Here is a 17,936-nt window from a genome sequence, read left to right as displayed (position 1 = left end):
GGGCCGCGTGTGGCAAGTTGCCGCCCGCAGCGCCACGGTAAGACTACAGACGTCTTTTGGCTTGGTGGGTATGCATTGGTTAGAAAACATTCGCGAAGCGTTCCGTTCCATCAACAGCAACCTGCTGCGCACCATTCTCACGGCCCTCATCGTGAGCATCGGCATCTTCGCGCTGGTCGGTATCCTTACGGCTATTGATGCGCTGAAGTACTCGCTGAACGAAACCTTCAGCAGCCTCGGCGCCAACTCCTTTGATATCAGAGCCAAAGGCTACACCAATAAAATCCGCCGCGGCGGATTGCGGGGAAAGCAGTACCCGCCCATTACGTATTTACAGGCCACCCAGTACAAAGCACGGCTGGGCAGCGACGGGCAAGTGGGCGTCTCGGCCTACATTGCCGGGGCCGTGAAAGTGAAGGCCGGCAGCAAGGAAACCAACCCCAACACCCAGGTAATGGCCGGCGACGAAAATTACCTGCGCAACCAAAGCTACAAGCTGAGTGCCGGGCGCAGCTTTACGCCTACCGAGCTGGAAAGCGGCGCCAGCGTGGCCATTGTGGGGAGCGAAATCAAGAGCAAGCTGTTTGGTAGCGTACCCGCCGAGGGCAAATACGTATACTTCCTGGGGCGCCGGTTTCTGATTGTGGGCGTGCTGGAGCACAGCGGCAGCGGGGCTGGTGGCGGTGGCGGTGCCGACCGTTTAGCGCTTATTCCATTGGTGGCGGGCAACCAGATGCCGCGCCAGCAAGCCCTAACCTACGACATCAAGACGGCCGTAGCCACGGCCGACAACCTGCCCTTTGTGCTCGACCAGGCCCGCGGCATAATGCGCGCCGTCCGCCAGGATGCGCTGGGGCAGGAAGACAGCTTCGAGGTAGAAAGCAGCGACTCGCTGGCCGGCAAGCTCGATTCGCTGTCGGGGCAAGTGCGCTGGGTGGGTGGCATTGTGGCCGCTCTGGCACTGCTGGGAGCTAGCATTGCCCTGCTCAATATCATGCTCGTATCGGTGACGGAGCGTACGCGCGAAATTGGAATTCGCAAAGCGTTGGGCGCTACGTCGCGGCAAATCCGGCAGCAGTTTTTGGTCGAAGCCGTGGTCATCTGCATCATCGGTGGCACGTTCGGCATCATTCTGGGCGTGCTCGGCGGCAATCTGCTGCCGCTGGTTATGGGCGGCGGCGGCTTTTTTGTGCCGTGGCTGTGGGTCTCGTTGGGCTTGGCAATTTGCGTCGCGGTGGGCACCGCATCGGGCTATTACCCCGCTAGCAAAGCTGCCGCTCTGGACCCTATCGAGTCGTTGCGCTACGAATAGTGTAGCTGAATTGGGCTATTGCTCTAGAAATAGACATGAACGTGCCCGTTTGTAGCACGTGCATTACCCGCCAAGAGCAATAGGATAGGGGCACACGGAGGATAAGACAGGTGTAGGTGCTTGAGCCTAGCTCGGCATCATATGATGCTATGTTGCGTCGCGCTCGTAGTCGGAAATGTGTACTTACTGGCCATGATTTTTAGTGACTAAAGAATTGGAGAAAGATTATTCCTAGTCAAGACAAAGCCGAGCGCCAAGCAACTCGCAATGTGGCCTTGGCTGGTTGGCACGCTATATAATCTGTCGGAGTATGAAACTAAGCCTGTCAACGTTCCTGCGCCGGAAGTAGAAAACGATAACTCAAGGTCAGGTCACGATGCGGGTTTTTCATTAAGCTGTGGAAATTGATTTGAAATGCCGGGTACACGTGCCGGTAATAATTGAATCTGATAGGCTCTGTAAAGAAGCCGGTTTATTGGACTCAATGGAGGTAAGAAGATTATTACTCATTTGGTGTATATTTGCCACACATGAGTCTGTTACTCATTTGGATATATGGAAAAGCAAGAAACAGTAGGGCAGCGAGTGAGCAGGTTAATCCAGTCTTTGGGGCTGTCGAAAAACGCCTTTGCTCTATCTCTCGATAAAACGGCAACAGTGATACAACACATTGTTGAAGAGCGGAATAAACCCGGGTTCGACCTGCTATGTAAAATATTTGAAGTATACCCAAATGTATCAAAAGATTGGTTGATGCAAGGGAATGGACCAATGCTCGTTTCAACCTCAGCGGCAGAACACTCACTGAAAGAAATGGGCAATGAAGAAGCTGTACTGCAACCAAATGTGCAAACGGAGCATAAGTTGGACTCAGTGGTTAACAAGGATGTGCCTGATCCTGCTGCGGTGGCCGCTTCCGCTCCCACGGCTGTAGGTGTCCCTGCCGCTTCGAAGGCTAACGAGCCAGTTGCGGCATTTGAATCTGCCCCAGTGCACAGTGCGCAACCCACAGTTTCTGCTGTTCCGCCGGTTGCTGCGGTATCTTGGGAAGCAGCTTTGTATTCCCAGCAACTAAGCCACCAATTGGCAATGGCTGAATTGCGCAACCAACACTTGCAGGAGCAGCAAAAGCTGATGCAACAAATGTTGGAGCTACTTCAAAAGCAACGGTAACACTGCGACGAAAAACCACCGAAACCACAAGCGGCACCTCAACTTGAGGTGCCGCTTGTGGTTTCGGTGGACAACGCGCTTGGGATTTAATGAGCGAATGTCTCTATGCCGAGCTCTTCTGCTTCCATTAGGCCACCAGAGTTTACCTGAACCAACCGTAGCCGCTTCAACTCCCCAACCAGCAGCGGGTCGTACTGCGCCGCTACGCGAATGTAGTTGGGTGTGAAGCCCTCCATGCGCCCGTCGGGGCCGAGGTCGTCTTCAAACAATACTTCGGTTTCCAGGCCCACGTGCTGTTCGTAGAAAAAGCGCTTCTTCTTTTCCGAGAGTCCGCGCAACTGCGTGGTGCGCTCGTGCCGAATGCGGTCCTGAACCCGGCCCGGTAGCGTGGGAGCCAGCGTGTTTTCCCGCTCTGAATAAGGAAACACGTGCAGGTACGACACTGGCAGCTCGTTCAGGAACTGGTACGTGTCGAGGAAATCCGCTTCGGTTTCGCCGGGGAAACCCACAATAACATCGACGCCGATGCAGGCGTGGGGCATCACCTGCTTGATGAGGGCCACGCGCTCCTGGTACAGCTCGCGGCGGTAGCGGCGGCGCATGAGGCCCAAGATTTTATTGGAGCCCGACTGCAATGGAATGTGAAAATGCGGCATAAAGCGCCTCGACTGCGCCACCGTGCGGATGATATCGTCGGTCAGCAGGTTCGGCTCGCAACTGCTGATGCGGAAGCGTTGAATGCCTTCCACCGTATCCAGGGCCTGTACCAAATCGGTAAACGACTCGCGGCGCTGGCGTTCGGGGCCTTGGAGGCCAAAGTCGCCGAGGTTTACGCCGGTCAGCACGATTTCCTTCACGCCGGTAGCGGCTAAGGCCTGCACCCGCTCCACTACGCTCTGCACCGAGCCGGAACGGCTGTGGCCACGCGCCAAGGGAATGGTGCAAAACGAGCAGGAATAGTCGCAGCCGTCCTGCACCTTGAGAAAGGTGCGCGTTCGGTCACCAAACGAATGGGCGGCGTGAAACTCAGTGGCTTCCGAAATAGGTGAGGCAAATACCTGACCCGGCTGCCCGGCTGCTGGTTTGCGGAATGCCGTTTCGTCGAGGATTTCAGCCAGTCGAAATTTCTCGGCCGCGCCCAATACGGCGTGCACCCCAGGAATTTCGGCAATTTCCTGGGGCTTAAGCTGGGCGTAGCAGCCCACAATGGTGACGTACGCCTCGGGGTTATGCTTGAGGGCCTGCTGCACCACTTTCCGGCATTTGCGGTCGGCGTGGTCGGTTACGGAGCAGGTGTTGATGACGTAAATATCGGCCCCACGCTCGAAGGCAACTTTCGCGAAACCCCGCTCCTCGAATTGCCGGCCCAGAGCCGACGTTTCGGAGAAGTTGAGCTTGCAGCCCAGCGTGTAAAAGGCAACGGTGCGCGTTTCCATAAGTTCGGCAAAGATACAACGGTCGGTGGGCTGGCAGTTCCCCCGGAAACATAACGAACCTGTGGTGGGGCAATTCAGAGCTACGGGGTAGCTGGGGGCCTTGCACCTGCAACCCGTGCTTGAACCAAGGCCATTAAGCCCGATAAATCGAGGTGACGGAATTCTGCCGCCGTAACCAAAGGTGCCACGGTGCCCGTCGTGTCATCGGTAAACACGGCTGGCAACGGCAAGGCAGCGAGGTGCGGATAAAGGTCCACTAGCTGGTCGCGGTAGAGAAAAACAACCGGTAGGGGCAGCGTTTGCAAAAACGCCTTCCATTCGGGCCGCATGCGCGTAGCGCCGTACGTGAGGCTGCACAGCGTGCAGGAGTAAGTAGCGGGCGAGAGCAGCTTGTGGAGGGCATCCAGTAGTGCATGGCCTGCACCCGAATTGGCGTTGTAAACGAACAGTAGCTGCATTATGTCTGGAAGTACAGTCGTTGCGGCCTCACTTCTCAAGAAAATCGGCAAACGACAACTGCTGATAGGCCTGTCCTTGGCGAACTTGCCGGGGAATAAGGGGGGCGGGGGTAAGGGGCGCGCGGCTCACGTTGTCCATAACGGTCGGGCCTTGGGGAGTCATCATACCGTAGCCGTCGGTGAAGCAAAAGAAGGCAAAGCCGCCCGGCGCGGCAGCCGGCGCCGGGCTCAGCAGGTTACGGCTCCACGAATAGACACTGGAGGGTAGCCGCAGTTGGGCCAACAGGGTGGCTGCCACATCGGTTTGGCTGCCAAACGTGGCTACCGAACGACCCGCTGCCTCCGGCTTGAGGGCACCGCCCGCGAGCAGCAGCGGAATGCGGAACTTGCGCGGGTCGTACACGGGCATCCACCCCGGAAGTTGGTGCCCGTGGTCGGCTACCAGCACCACCAAAGTATTGGGCCACCACGCTTCGCGGCGGGCGGCCTGGAGAAACTGCCCCAGCGCGTGGTCGGTATACGCGACGGAATGGCGGAAAAAAGCTTCTTCGTCCTGATTGCGAAATTGCTTCTGCCCCGGCACGTCAAAGGGCTCGTGGCTGCTGAGCGTGAAGGCCGTGGTGAAAAACGGCGTCGGCTGCTTGCCCAACTCCCGCAGCATCCGCTGAAACAGCACGTGGTCGTGGGCGCCCCACTTCGAGTTCTGGTCGCGCTGGGCAAAATCCTGCCGCTCGGTCAGGTGCTCGTAGCCGCTGCTGAGCAGGTAGGATTTCATGTTGGCAAAAGCCAACTCGCCCCCGTAGTAAAACGACGTGTGGTAGCCCGCGTGGCCCAGCGTGCGGGCCAGGCTCGGCAGCTGCTCGGTTTTCCGCGGAAACTTAATGATGCTGGTCGTTGGCTGGTTGGGGTAGGCGCTGAGCAACGACACGAGGCCCTTCTGGCTCCGGTCGCCGCTGGCGTAGAAGTTCCGAAACGAAATGCCGGTGCGGGCCAGGCTGTCAAGCGTTGGCGTAACGCCCCGCTCTCCGCCGAGGTGCCCCACCAGCTTCGCCGTGAAGCTTTCCAGAATAATGAACAGCACGTTGGGGCGCGGGGTGGTCAGTAGCTGCACCGAATCGGCGGAGGGCGACTCCTTATATAAGGCCGCTACCTCGCGCCGCGCCGCACTGTCGGCCATGTATTGGTAGGGGTTGCGGCGCATCTCGCGCAACTGCAGCGACTGAGCCACGTTCCACGGCACGTTGATGGCCGCGTGGTTGGCAAACGGGTGCGCGGCCGAAAAGTACACGTCGCTCTGGTTGACGGGAATCTGCTGCACACCCCCGCGCAACGGGACGACCAGCAAGCCGGCGTAAAGAAGGCTCGCCAGAGCGGCTTGCGGCCGTGGAAAAGCAGGCGGCAAGGGCGGCAGCGGTGTGAGCAGACGGCGGTAGAGCCACCAGCCCAGCAGCATCAGGCCCGCAAATACCGCAACCAGGAACGCCAGCGGCGCGCTGCCGGCCGAGGCCGCCATTTCACCCGGCGAGTCGAGGTATTGCAGGGGAGTGGCATCGAGGCGGAAGCCCCAGGCGCGGTAGAGTTCAAGGTCGGCACTCGTGAGTAGCCCCACCACTATGCCTGTCACGGCGGTGTAGCCCCCAATGAGCCGGCCAACCGGCAGACGCGGCCACAAGCTGCCCACCAACAACAGACCAAATGGAATAAAGCTGATGTAGGCTACAGCCGAGCCATCGAGACGCACGCCGTATAGAAAAGAGCGTACTATCTCACCACTGCTCAGGGCCGCCGTGTGCGCGTGGTGGTAAATCAGAAAAGCAGCCCGAGCCAGGGCAAACAGCAGCAGCCAGTACAAAAAGTAGCGCGGCTGAAAGGTTAAGCGGTTTCTCACGCAGTGCAGCAAACAAGACTGCAAAGGTAAGGTCTGTCGTTTGTGCGACGTGGTAGACAGCGCAGCAGTTATACATCCGTCAACATAAGCAGTGCACCAGAAGAAATAAGCATCAGCTGAGGCGCTTCCTCTTTATTATCCGGCAATTCGCCCTATTCTGGTAGATGCCTGCTAAATCATACGGGGGTAAGTGTAATTTAGAACCAATTTGTGGAAAATGCCCTTCTTTTTATGGGGGTGTTTTGGAATTTAGTGTTCGTAATCTACCTTTGGCCTATCGAAAGCAACCCCTGCTTGTTCTCCAACAAACTTTTTTTGTGGCAACCCTCCGTTTCAAAGCCCTCGAACTGGTAGATCAGCGTAAGCCGCGGCCGGTCGTATCCTCCGAACGCCGTTCCGACATCTTCGGTCGCAACGTCTTCAACCTGGAAGCCATGCGCACCACCATGTCGGGTGACTACTTCAAGAAGCTGCAGTCGGCCATCAAGCAGGGCACTCCGGTGGAGCGCTCGGTAGCCGATGCCGTAGCCGGTGCCATGAAAACCTGGGCCATGAGCAAAGGTGCTACGCACTACACGCACTGGTTTCAGCCGCTGACCGGTGCCACCGCCGAGAAGCACGACTCGTTCTTTGACCTGAACTCGGACGGCCGACCGATTGAAAACTTCAAGGGCTCGGCCCTGGTACAGCAGGAGCCGGATGCCTCGTCGTTCCCATCGGGTGGCATCCGCAACACCTTCGAGGCCCGCGGCTACACCGCCTGGGACCCCACCTCGCCCGCGTTCCTGATTGAAACCGCCGGCGCCACCACGCTCTGCATTCCCACGATTTTCGTGGCCTACACCGGCGAGGCGCTCGACTACAAAGCCCCGCTGCTGAAGTCGCTGACGGCGCTGGAGGAAGCCGCGCTGCCCGTGTGCCAGTACTTCGACAAAGACGTACAGCGCGTGCACACCACGCTCGGCATCGAGCAGGAGTACTTCCTCGTCGACCGCGCGCTGTACGGCGCCCGCCCCGACCTGGTGATGACCGGCCGCACGCTGTTTGGCCACGCGCCGGCCAAAGGCCAGCAGCTCGAAGACCACTATTTCGGCTCGATTCCGGCCCGCGTACACGCCTTCATGCTGGAGTTTGAGGAAGAAGCCACCAAACTGGGCATTCCGCTGCGCACCCGCCACAACGAAGTGGCCCCGCATCAGTTCGAGTGCGCCCCCACCTTCGAAGACGCCAACCTCGCCATCGACCACAACCAGTTGTTGATGGACTTGATGGAGCGCGTGGCCGACACCCACGACTTCAAAGTGCTGCTGCACGAGAAGCCTTTCGCGGGCGTCAACGGCTCGGGCAAGCACAACAACTGGGCAATGAGCACCGACACCGGGGTGAACCTGCTGGCGCCCGGCCGCAAGCCCAAGGAAAACCTGCAGTTCCTCACGTTCTTCATCAACACGGTGAAAGCCGTGCACGACCGCGCCGACTTGCTGCGCGCCTCCATTGCCTCGGCCTCGAACGACCACCGCCTCGGCGCCAACGAAGCGCCGCCGGCCATCATGTCGGTGTTCGTGGGCAAACAGCTCTCGGAAGTACTCGACGAGCTGGAGCGCAACGCCAAACTGCCGCTCGACAAGGGCGACAACCTGTACCTCAAGCTCGGCATCGACAAGATTCCGCCCATCCTGCTCGACAACACCGACCGCAACCGCACCTCGCCCTTCGCCTTCACCGGCAACAAGTTCGAGTTCCGCGCCGTCGGCTCGTCGGCCAACTGCTCGTCGTCGATGACGGTGCTCAACACCATCGTGGCCGACCAGCTGCAGCAGTTCACCAAAGAAGTGGATGAGCTAATCGGGCAGGGCCGCAAAAAGGAAATGGCCATTGTCGACGTGCTGCGCCAGTACGTTATCGACTCGAAAGCCATTCGCTTCGAAGGCAACGGCTACTCCGACGAGTGGAAGGAAGAAGCAGCCAAGCGCGGCCTCTCGAACGTGCCCACCACGCCGCCCGCGCTGGATGCCTTCGTGACGGCAGATTCAATTTCGCTGTTCGAGCGCCTCGGCATCTACTCGCACGTAGAGCTACACGCCCGCCACGAGATTTTGCTTGAAGACTACATCAAGCGCGTGCAGATTGAGAGCCGCGTGATGGGCGACCTGGCCGTGAACCATATCATTCCCACGGCGGTTGCCTACCAGAATAAATTGATCCAGAACGTACGTGGCCTGCGCGAATTGGGCCTCGACGATGAGTACACCCAGGTAACGGTGGACTCGATCAAAGAAATTTCGCGCCGCATTGCCACCATCAAAACTACGGTGGACGATATGGTGGAGCGGCGGAAAGTCGCCAATAAATTGGAGGATACTCGCGAAAGAGCGTTATCTTACAGCGAAAATATTCGACCGTGCTTCGACGTTATCCGTCGGCAGGTCGACAAACTTGAACTGCTGGTCTCCGATGAAGACTGGCCGTTGGTAAAATACCGTGAGTTGTTGTTTCTGCACTAACTCATACGGTAGGTAGGACCAGCACTGGAAGTCGAGGGGAAACGATTACTCCGGCTGGCCCACCCACTAAGCCCGTTGACGCCTCTGTCGACGGGTTTTTTTATTTTCTAGCTCTACGAAGGTAATAATGTTTTTTCGAGTACTGCAAACGTTTGCGGAAGTTTTATCTACTTGAGCTCTATACCAGAGCGACTTATATTTTAGCAGATGCCGGCAAAAGAGACGCAGATGGCCCTTGTGGCGCATCATCTTCGTCGTCGAGCACGGCTGCGCCGGAGCCGTAATCGGGCGCAACGGTACGGCGTAATTTGTGGTGCAGTTCATCGAGCGTACGGCGCACGTTCGTCACGGTAGGGTGCGTTTGCAGCTTGGCCGCCGCTTCGGTTCGAAGCGCTGCCCGTACCAACTTCTCGACTACGAAAGGCAGAATCCAGCCGGCCACGTTGGACGCCAACGCGCCGCGCAGCCCCAGCCGGGCCAGCAGCCGCACCGACATACGTTCCAGCAGCAACGCCTTCACGGCCGGCGCAGCTTTGTCGGTTAGGAAGTCGGCTACCACCTTGGCGTTGCCTTTCTGCACTTCCGCCCGCAGCACTTCCTGCACCGATTCGACGGCCGTCAGAAACGCCTTGCGGAACAGCGGACCGGTTTGCCAGGCGCGCAAGCCCAAGCCGCGGGCCGAGTTGAAAAGCGCAGGCAGGAAAGCGGGAGTTTTCATGTGGGGCAAGAAACGCAAAAGCAGCCGAAGTGTTCGTGAGGGTTCGTGCCCTTTTGCCCGACTGTATGCTTTGCGGGCTTGCGCCGGAACCAGCGCAGTACGTTACTTACATTGCTGCTCTGTAGGAGCCGGGCCGGCTTAGGTGCGCCCGTGCTTCTGATTGTACACTCCTTACCCGCCGCTTTTTTGCTATGCAGGCTATTGTCGTTTCCCAGCCCGGTGGCCCCGAGGTGTTGCGCCTACAAGACGTGCCGCCGCCGCAACCGGCCCCGAACGAGGTGCTGGTATGCGTGTTTGCCGCCGGCGTCAACCGCCCCGATGTGCTGCTGCGCCAAGGAAAATACGGGGGCGCGGGCGACGTTACCGGCCTCGTGCCGGGCCTCGAAATAGCCGGTGTGGTAGAGCAGTGCGGCACCGCAGTAACGCGCTGGAAACCCGGCGACCAGGTTTGTGCGCTGCTCGCTGCCGGAGGCTATGCCGAGTGCGTGGCAGTGGACGAGCGGCACTGCCTGCCCGTGCCCGCCGGCTGGCGCATGACCGAAGCGGCCGCGCTGCCCGAAACAGTGTTTACCGTCTGGCACAACGTGTTTCAGCGCGGTGGCCTGCAGGCCGGCGAAACCCTGCTGGTGCACGGCGGCAGCAGCGGCATTGGCATCACGGCTATTCAGCTAGCCAAGGCCCGCGGCGCCCGCGTGTTTGCCACCGCCGGCTCCGACGAAAAATGCCGCGCCTGCGAAGAATTGGGCGCCACGCGTTGCATCAATTACCAAACCGAAGACTTTGAGCAGGCGCTGCAGCTGGAAGGCGTAGACGTGGTGCTCGACATGGTGGGCGGCGACTACACGGCCCAAAACCTACGCCTGCTCAAGGACGATGGCCGCTTGGTATTCATTAACGCCATGCGCGGCGCTAAGGCGGAGTTTAATGCTCTGGAAGTGATGCGCCGCCGGCTCACCATTACGGGCAGCACCCTGCGGCCGCGTTCGGCTGACTTCAAAGCCGCGCTGGCGGCTGATGTGGAGCAGCACGTGTGGCCGCTACTACTCAACAAACAGTTCAAGCCGGTTATCTACCGCAAGTTTGCGCTGGCCGAAGCCGAGCTGGCGCACCGATTGATGGAAAGCAGCGAACATATCGGCAAAATTGTGCTGCGCGTGAACAGCTGAGCGGCCCTAAAATTCCACGATGAAGCCGATGGTGGGCAGTACCGTCGCGTCGTCGTCGGCTAGGATGACGGGCACCGCATTGGCGCCGTTGGGCTGCAGGGGCAGGCCATCGGTGGTGAGGAATGCGGCGTTGTCGGCAGTGCGCTGGAAGGTGTAGCTGGGCACCGAGGGGTTCTTGATCAGGAATACGTTCTGCAAATCCACGAACAAGTCGATGGTCAGGCGGCGCAAGTTGTACTTCTTGTCAAGGCGAAAATCAACCTGCTGGTAGGAGCCCAGGCGCTGGGTGTTCAGCCGCGCGTAGTCGAGCACACCCTGCCCGATGGTGAGGTAGTTCTGCTGCGAGGCTGCGAGGTCGAAGGGCGTGTAGGGCGCGCCGCCAGCAAAGCGGTATTTCAGTCCGGCCTCCCAGCCGCGGGTGAACTTGCGGCCCAGCAGGGCCGAGGCCAGGTGTCGGGTGTCCCAGGCGGAGGGCTTGTACACGCCGTCGGTGCCCGTAAACTCGCTGCGGAACAGCGTGTAGGAGGCCACCGCAAACCAGTTGTTGGTGAGCTTCTGCTGGAAGAAAAACTCGCCGCCGAAGGCCCGGCCTTTGCCCGAGCTGGTCACGGCCTCGTTGCCCAGGGCCACGAAGTCGCCGCCGAGGTTAGCCAGGGAAATTCCATCGCGCACCGACACCGGGTAGTGGTCGTAGTTTTTCAGAAAGCCTTCCACCGTGAAGCGGGTGTTGGCCGTGGGCAGAAATTCCAGCCCGGCCACGTAATGCGTGCTGCCGATGTAGCGGGTGTGTTTGTTCACCATCTGGCCCGCGTTGTCGCGGAAGCCGAGCAGGGTGGAGGGCAGAATCTTGTAGTAGCGGCCCACCGAGGCGTTCAGGTTCCACCGCGAAGCCAGGGCGTAGGAGGCCGAAAGGCGCGGCGAGAGGGTCCGCAGCAGGTTGGCGCCGCCTTCGGTAGAGGAGTTGCCGTCGGCGCGCAGGCCGGCCGACACGGTCAGGCGGTCATTCGCCAAGAAGGGTCGCGTGACCTGGGCAAAGGCACCGAAGCGGGCAAAGGCCAAATCGGACTGAAACCGCACGTCCACGGCCGGCTGCTGCACCGAGCCGTCGGGGTTCAGCACCTCGCGGCGCAGGCGGTTGAAGTAGCGCGAATCGTAGGTAATCCACTGGCCCACGCCACCGTAGGCGTACTGCCATTTGCCCAAAGAGCGGTTCACGTCCACGCGCAGCTTGTTTTCCGACTCGCCCGAGCGGGTGAGCGAAATGCGCCGGCTTTCGTCGCCGCTGAACGCGGAGCCGCCTTCGAAGCGGTTGACCTGGTTGTCGAGCTGGGTACGGCTCAAGGCCACGTTCACGTAGCCGCGCTCAATGAGCTGGCGCAGGCTCACGCCCAAAGTGTAGTTCCACTGGTCGATGCTGGGCGTGTTGCGCAGGATGTACTCTTTTTCCAATGACGACTCCCGCGGCACGGCCACCTCGAAGTGGTCGAGGGCGCCCAGACCCAGGGCGGTGAGGGTGGTTTTGGGCGAGAGTTTGGTGGTGACTTTGAACTGCGCGTCCCAGTAGTTGGGCCGGATTGGCAGGTCGATTAGCTTGAACAACACCTGCAGGTAGGAGCGTCGCACCGAGGCTAGGAAGGTAGTATTCTTGGCCAGCGGGCCCTCCAGCGTACCGGCCACTTCGGTGCCGCTCAGGCGCACGTTGCCCTGCACGCGGTCGGGGTTGCCGTCGCGCTGCCGGAACTGCAGCACGCTCGAGAGGGTGTTGTCGTAGCGGGCCTCGAAGGCCGAGGTGCTCAGCGTCACGTCCTCGATAAACGACACGTTCAGCAGGCCGGTGGGGCCACCGGCCGAGCCTTGGGTCTGGAAGTGGTTGATGACCGGCACCTCGATGCCGTCGAGGTAGTACACGTTTTCGTTGGGCGCGCCGCCGCGGATAATGATGTCGTTGCGGAAGCCGGCCGTGCCGCTGGTGCCCCCGCCGCCCACACCGGGCAGCACCTGCACCACCCGCGAAATATCGAAGTTGCCGCCGGGGTTGCTCTTGATTTCCTCGGTGTTCAGGCGCTGCACGCTCAACGGCGTTTCGGCCGTGGCCACCCGAATGGCGCGGTTGCCGGTAATCTGCACCTCGCCCAGTTGCTGGGCCGAGGGCGTCAGCTCCAGGTTCACGATGTTGGCGTTGCCGGAGGTGATGCTCACGTTGGCGCGCAACAGCGGCTCGTAGCCCACGAAACTCGCCCGCACGTTGTAGCTGCTGGTGGGAATATCGGTGAGGCGGAAGCGGCCCTGCTCGTCGGTGGCCGTGCCCAGCGTAGTGCCTTCCAGGGCCACCGTCACGCCCGGCAGCGGCTGCTGCGTGGCCCGGTCGCGCACAGTGCCGCTGAGTACGCCCACGCTTTGGGCTTGAACCAGCAAAGTGCTGAAGAGCAGCAGAAACAGGAGCAAGTAGCGTTGCGGCATGTCGGCAAGATTAGTTTAATACCACACGAACCAAAGGCACATTCAGATGTTTTGGAATCAAACAACTATTTTTTCACACCAGTTTTGCCGCTGGCCGCCTTACTTTGCCGGGCATGGACTACGCCTTACTAAAGCAACTCCTGGAGCAGGCCGAAGCTTTTGAGCAGCAGCGTGCCCCCGACGGCAAACCGGCCGACCTCGCCGCGTTTGCCGCCTGGCTGTACGGCCGGGTGGGAGCGGTATCCGCCCCGCCGCCTCGGGGCCCGGCCGCCCCGGCCGATGTGGCTTCCATGCCGCCAGAAGCCGAAATCAGCAAGCTGCTCATCTTCCTCACGCGCTACGCACGCTCATACATCCGGCGCGGATTAGCTGGCACGCCCCTGCTCACGCCCGACGATTTTGCCTACCTGGCCACCGTCATGGGCCACCAGCCGCTGTCGAAAACCGAGCTGATTTTCCGCAACATCCACGAAAAAGCCACCGGCACCGAAGTCATTAAGCGCCTGCTGGCCCGCGGGCTGGTAGCCGAGCAGCCCCACCACACTGACCGCCGCAGCAAGCTGCTCACGCTTACCGAAGCCGGCGGCGCCCTGCTGCGGCAGGTGTTCGGCCGCATGGGCCAAGCCGCCCAGCTCGTGGCCGGCGACCTGACCGCCGCCGAGCGGGTGCAGCTGCTCTACCTGCTCCAGAAGCTCGATGCGTTTCACCAACCCATTTTCAGCGGCCCGCGCGCCGAGAACTTCGAGCAGTTGCTGCGGCATCTGCCGAAAGCAGCAGGTGAGTCAGGTGAACAAGCTGGCCAATAGGAACGGTCCTGCTGAGCGCAGCCGAGTCAGTTATACTGCTTCGTTGCTGGCTTAGCCTGACTTTCTTGCACTCACCCTTTCGACCCAATCAAGCAGCGCAACCTAGTATGACTACCTCAATCTACGCTTTGCACGACGCGACTTTGTTGCGTGTCGACTTCACATGGAAAACGGGAATAGTGGATTTTCACCTACGCAAAATATCGAGTCCTGACTTCGTGTTGAGAGTGGTTAAGGTCACTGCATTCCACGCAACCAGGACGTTTGAGTGGGGACCGAGTGAGCAGATTAATACCATGTCCGCTTCGGAGCAAGCAGTAACTATTGAAATGCAAAGCGGCGACGTGATTAGAGTTACCGGCCAAGTTGATTTTTCCTATATGACAGAAAGTAGTAGAGATGCTTCGCGGGGCTCAGCATGACGTTCCTTTTTATCCGCTGGCTCACATTCGCTCAGGCGAGAAAGACCACGGAACAGCTTCCCCGGCCTTCGTACCTTTGCCGCCGAGCAACTTTGCCCTTCCCGGGGCTGTTTGGCTTCCGTCTATCGTTTCTGCTGCATGAGCACTTCCGCTTCCAAGATTTACTGCCCCAGCCTTACCGAATACAAGCGCCGCGAAGCCCGCGTGGTGAACATCGGCGACCTGCCCCTGGGCGGCCATTACCCCATCCGGGTGCAGAGCATGACTACCGTCGACACCATGGACACCCTGGGCTCGGTGGAGGAAACGCTGCGCATGGTGGAAGCTGGCTGCGAGTACGTGCGCATCACGGCCCCCAGTATGAAGGAGGCCCAGAACCTGCTCGAAATCAAGAAGGAGCTGCGCAAGCGCGGCTGCACGGTGCCGCTCATTGCCGACATTCACTTCACGCCCAACGCCGCCGAGCTGGCCGCCCGCATCGTGGAGAAGGTGCGCGTGAACCCCGGCAACTACGTCGACAAGAAGAAATTCCAGACCATCGAGTATACCGACGCCGAGTACCAGGGCGAGATTGAGCGCATTCGGGAGCGGTTTCGGCCCTTGGTGCAAATTTGCAAGCAGTACGGCACGGCCATGCGCATCGGCACGAACCACGGCTCGTTGTCGGACCGCATCCTGTCGCGCTACGGCGACACCCCGCTGGGCATGGTGGAGTCGGCGCTGGAGTTTCTGCGCATCTGCGAAGACGAGAACTACTACAACGTGGTCCTCTCCATGAAGGCCTCCAATACCCAGGTGATGGTGCAGGCCTACCGCCTGCTGGTGCAGAAGCTCGAAGCCGAGGGCTTGCAGCCGTATCCGCTGCACCTGGGCGTGACCGAGGCCGGCGAAGCCGAGGACGGGCGCATCAAGTCGGCCGTGGGCATCGGCACCCTGCTGGAAGATGGCTTGGGCGACACCGTGCGGGTGAGCCTGACCGAGCCCCCCGAAGCCGAAGCCCCCGTGGCCCGCATGCTCATCGACCGGTACACGCACCGGGCTGCCGAAGCCAAGTTCATTGCGCCGGTGACGGAAGTGCCCATCGACCCGTACCAGTACCACCGCCGCCCGACGCACGAGGTGTTGAACATCGGCGGCACGAACGTACCGCGCGTGCTGGCCGATATTTCGCGCCTGCCGCAGCTGGAGTATGCCGACCTGCGCTGCGTGGGGCACCTGTACTCGGCCTTCCTTGACAAGTTCCAGATGAACGACCTAGGGGCCGACTTCATCTATACCGGCCAGCGCCCGGCGCCTTTCATGCTGCCCAACGGCCTGAAGGAGCTGGTGGACTACAGCGCCTGGCTCGACGCCGGCCGGCGGGAAGAACACTTTCCGGTGTTCACCTCCGGCGAGTACGCCGGGGCGGCCGTGCGGCATCCCGAAACCAACTTCGTCTTCCACAACCTGGAAACGCTTACCGACGCGGCCCTGGAGCAGCTGCGCACCGATAAAACGGTGGTGGTCATCCTCTACACCGACAACGCCCACGCCATGCCCGAAATCCGCCGGGCCTTCTTCCGGCTGCTGAACGCGGGCGTAACTAATCCCGTCATCATCAACCGCCAGTACCCTGAGCAGGCGCCCGAGCAAACCCAACTGTACGCCGCCACCGACGTAGGCGGCCTGCTGCTCGACGGCCTCGGTGACGGCGTGGTGCTCAGCACCGAAAAGCTGCCCGATGCCGACCAGAACACCTGGCTGGCCCGTCTCGACGCACTCAACCAGCTCGGCTTCGGAATATTGCAGGCGGCGCGTACCCGCATGAGCAAGACGGAGTACATCAGCTGCCCCAGCTGCGGCCGTACGCTCTTCGACCTGCCCGAAACTACCGCTATGATTCGCCGCCGCACCGACCATTTGAAGGGCGTCAAAATCGGCATTATGGGCTGCATCGTGAACGGCCCCGGCGAAATGGCCGACGCCGACTACGGCTACGTGGGCGTGGGCCGAGGCAAAATTGCCCTCTACCGCGGCCAGGAAGTCATCAAGAAATCGGTGCCCGAAGAAGCCGCCGTGGACGAGCTGATCAACCTCATCCGCGAGGACGGCCGCTGGGTGGAGCCGGTAGCGGTGGAAGAGCCAGTAGGGGTGTAGTTGGTAGACACCGTTTACGAAACGGCAGTAGCGTAATAAAACAAGCAAGCGGACTCCAGGGTCCGCTTGCTTGTTTTATGCCCAATCTGAACGGCCACGGAAAGGATAATCTACCGGCAAGCGCAGCGGTAGTTGCAGGGATTGTTGCCTATTCATAGCGTCTTCATGTAGCCACGCTTGTTTTGCAGCACCCAACATCAGTAAACCCGCTTTGCGGCGCCGGCATTGACGCTGATGTTGACCTGTGCGTGCCGCAACCACCTCGTTTTCCAGGACTACTAACCGCCTGTTAAGGTACTTATGAAAAGAACGTTCCTGCTCATGGGTATGAGCTTGGGTTTCTTGTATTGCTCCACCAGCTGCTCGAAACACGAAGAGGCCAAAGAAGAGAAGCTCAGATTTCTGGTAACCAGTCCGCTGCAGCGCGACACGACCATCACCAAGGAGTACGTAGCTCAGGTACATTCCATCCAGCACATTGAATTGCGGGCACTGGAAAAGGGCTACCTGCAGAAGATCTTCGTCGACGAAGGGCAACAGGTACACGAGGGGCAACTGATGTTCCAGATCATGCCGCTGCTGTACCAGGCCGAGCTGAAAAAGGCCGAGGCCGAGGCCAAGTTTGTGAGCATCGAGTACCAGAACACGAAGAAGCTGGCCGACGGTAAAATTGTGTCGCCGAACGAGTTGGCCTTGTCACAGGCCAAGCTGGAAAAGGCCAAAGCCGAAGTGGCCCTGGCCCAGACGCACCTGGGCTTCACCACCATTCGGGCGCCGTTCAGCGGCATTATGGACCACTTTCAGGCCCGGCTCGGCAGCTTGGTGGACGAAGGCGACCTGCTCACGACGCTATCGGATAATAGCAAGATGTGGGTGTACTACAACGTGCCCGAGGCCGAATACCTGGCTTACAAGGCCCACGCCAAAGCCAACGACAAGGTCGCGCACGTGAAGCTGCGCATGGCCAACAACGAGGTGTTCAATCAGACCGGTGTGGTGCAAACCATCGAGGCCGATTTCAACAACGAAACCGGCAACATTGCCTTCCGCGCCACTTTCCCGAACCCCGACGGCCTGCTGCGCAACGGCGAAACCGGCAGCGTACTGATGACCGTGCCGCTGCAACACGCGCTGATCATTCCGCAGAAAGCCACCTTCGAGATTTTGGAAAAGAAGTACGTGTTCGTGGTCGACAAGAACAACGTGGTGCACCAGCGCGAAATCAAGATTGGCTCCGAAATGCCTGATCTGTACGTCATCCAAGCCGGAATTACGGCCAACGACCGGATTATGCTGGAAGGCCTGCGCAAAGTGAAAGACGGCGACACAGTGGCCTACGACTACAAGGCCCCGCAGAGCGTCATCGCGCACCTGAAAGTGTACTCTGAATAAAGCTTTTGGCCACTAGCTGTTAGCTGCTAGCCTTTTTCACAGGCAACGAGCGGACAGCAGCGGCC

Annotated in this window: 12 protein-coding genes; 7 read left to right on the top strand and 5 right to left on the bottom strand. The window is 59.9% G+C overall.

Translation table 11 applies throughout. The features are described 5' to 3' along the window. Window positions 1-70: 70 nt before the first annotated feature. Both F0P96_RS19240 and F0P96_RS19235 read left to right on the top strand, forming a co-directional pair. The gene (locus F0P96_RS19240; RefSeq protein ID WP_151080614.1) at window positions 71-1,312 is read left to right on the top strand and encodes an ABC transporter permease; all 1,242 of its coding nucleotides are present in this window, start codon (window positions 71-73) and stop codon (window positions 1,310-1,312) included. 555 nt (window positions 1,313-1,867) lie between these two features. Beyond that, complete coding sequence (locus F0P96_RS19235) at window positions 1,868-2,485, top strand: helix-turn-helix domain-containing protein (protein ID WP_151080613.1); 618 nt, start codon at window positions 1,868-1,870, stop codon at window positions 2,483-2,485. Window positions 2,486-2,571: 86 nt separating this feature from the next. Here F0P96_RS19235 and mtaB read toward each other — a convergent pair whose 3' ends face one another. From mtaB to F0P96_RS19220, 3 genes are all read right to left on the bottom strand, one after another. After that, the gene (mtaB, locus tag F0P96_RS19230) at window positions 2,572-3,921 is read right to left on the bottom strand and encodes a tRNA (N(6)-L-threonylcarbamoyladenosine(37)-C(2))-methylthiotransferase MtaB (protein WP_151080612.1); all 1,350 of its coding nucleotides are present in this window, start codon (window positions 3,919-3,921) and stop codon (window positions 2,572-2,574) included. A gap of 80 nt (window positions 3,922-4,001) precedes the next feature. Next, window positions 4,002-4,379, bottom strand: a complete 378-nt coding sequence (locus F0P96_RS19225; protein ID WP_201743878.1) for a hypothetical protein — start codon at window positions 4,377-4,379, stop codon at window positions 4,002-4,004. Window positions 4,380-4,407: 28 nt separating this feature from the next. Beyond that, window positions 4,408-6,267 (bottom strand): LTA synthase family protein, encoded by a 1,860-nt coding sequence (locus F0P96_RS19220; protein WP_151080610.1) that lies wholly within the window; start codon window positions 6,265-6,267, stop codon window positions 4,408-4,410. A 317-nt stretch (window positions 6,268-6,584) separates the two neighbouring features. Here F0P96_RS19220 and F0P96_RS19215 point away from each other — a divergent pair, with 317 nt between their 5' ends. Beyond that, a complete protein-coding gene (locus tag F0P96_RS19215; RefSeq protein ID WP_151080609.1) occupies window positions 6,585-8,771 on the top strand; it encodes a glutamine synthetase III family protein in 2,187 nt (728 codons plus the stop codon). Between the two features lie 193 nt (window positions 8,772-8,964). Here the strand turns inward: F0P96_RS19215 and F0P96_RS19210 are convergent, their stop codons facing one another. Continuing rightward, entirely contained in the window at window positions 8,965-9,489 is a 525-nt protein-coding gene (locus F0P96_RS19210; protein ID WP_151080608.1) for a hypothetical protein, read from the bottom strand. 191 nt (window positions 9,490-9,680) lie between these two features. Here F0P96_RS19210 and F0P96_RS19205 point away from each other — a divergent pair, with 191 nt between their 5' ends. Then, window positions 9,681-10,655 (top strand): NAD(P)H-quinone oxidoreductase, encoded by a 975-nt coding sequence (locus F0P96_RS19205; RefSeq protein WP_151080606.1) that lies wholly within the window; start codon window positions 9,681-9,683, stop codon window positions 10,653-10,655. A 6-nt stretch (window positions 10,656-10,661) separates the two neighbouring features. Here F0P96_RS19205 and F0P96_RS19200 read toward each other — a convergent pair whose 3' ends face one another. Further along, on the bottom strand, window positions 10,662-13,115 hold the full coding sequence (locus F0P96_RS19200; protein ID WP_151080604.1) for a TonB-dependent receptor: 2,454 nt from the start codon (window positions 13,113-13,115) through the stop codon (window positions 10,662-10,664). A gap of 113 nt (window positions 13,116-13,228) precedes the next feature. On the opposite strand from F0P96_RS19200, the gene F0P96_RS19195 reads away from it, so the two are divergent. From F0P96_RS19195 to F0P96_RS19185, 3 genes are all read left to right on the top strand, one after another. Next, window positions 13,229-13,921 (top strand): MarR family winged helix-turn-helix transcriptional regulator, encoded by a 693-nt coding sequence (locus tag F0P96_RS19195; RefSeq protein ID WP_151080603.1) that lies wholly within the window; start codon window positions 13,229-13,231, stop codon window positions 13,919-13,921. 560 nt (window positions 13,922-14,481) lie between these two features. Next, complete coding sequence (ispG, locus tag F0P96_RS19190; RefSeq protein ID WP_151080602.1) at window positions 14,482-16,479, top strand: (E)-4-hydroxy-3-methylbut-2-enyl-diphosphate synthase; 1,998 nt, start codon at window positions 14,482-14,484, stop codon at window positions 16,477-16,479. Window positions 16,480-16,779: 300 nt separating this feature from the next. After that, entirely contained in the window at window positions 16,780-17,871 is a 1,092-nt protein-coding gene (locus F0P96_RS19185; RefSeq protein ID WP_151080601.1) for an efflux RND transporter periplasmic adaptor subunit, read from the top strand. The last annotated feature ends 65 nt before the right edge of the window (window positions 17,872-17,936 follow it).

This window comes from Hymenobacter busanensis (genome assembly GCF_008727865.1).
GTDB lineage: Bacteria > Bacteroidota > Bacteroidia > Cytophagales > Hymenobacteraceae > Solirubrum > Solirubrum busanense.
Note: the sequence above shows the minus strand (reverse complement) of the source record. Positions and strands in the feature narration are given on the sequence as shown.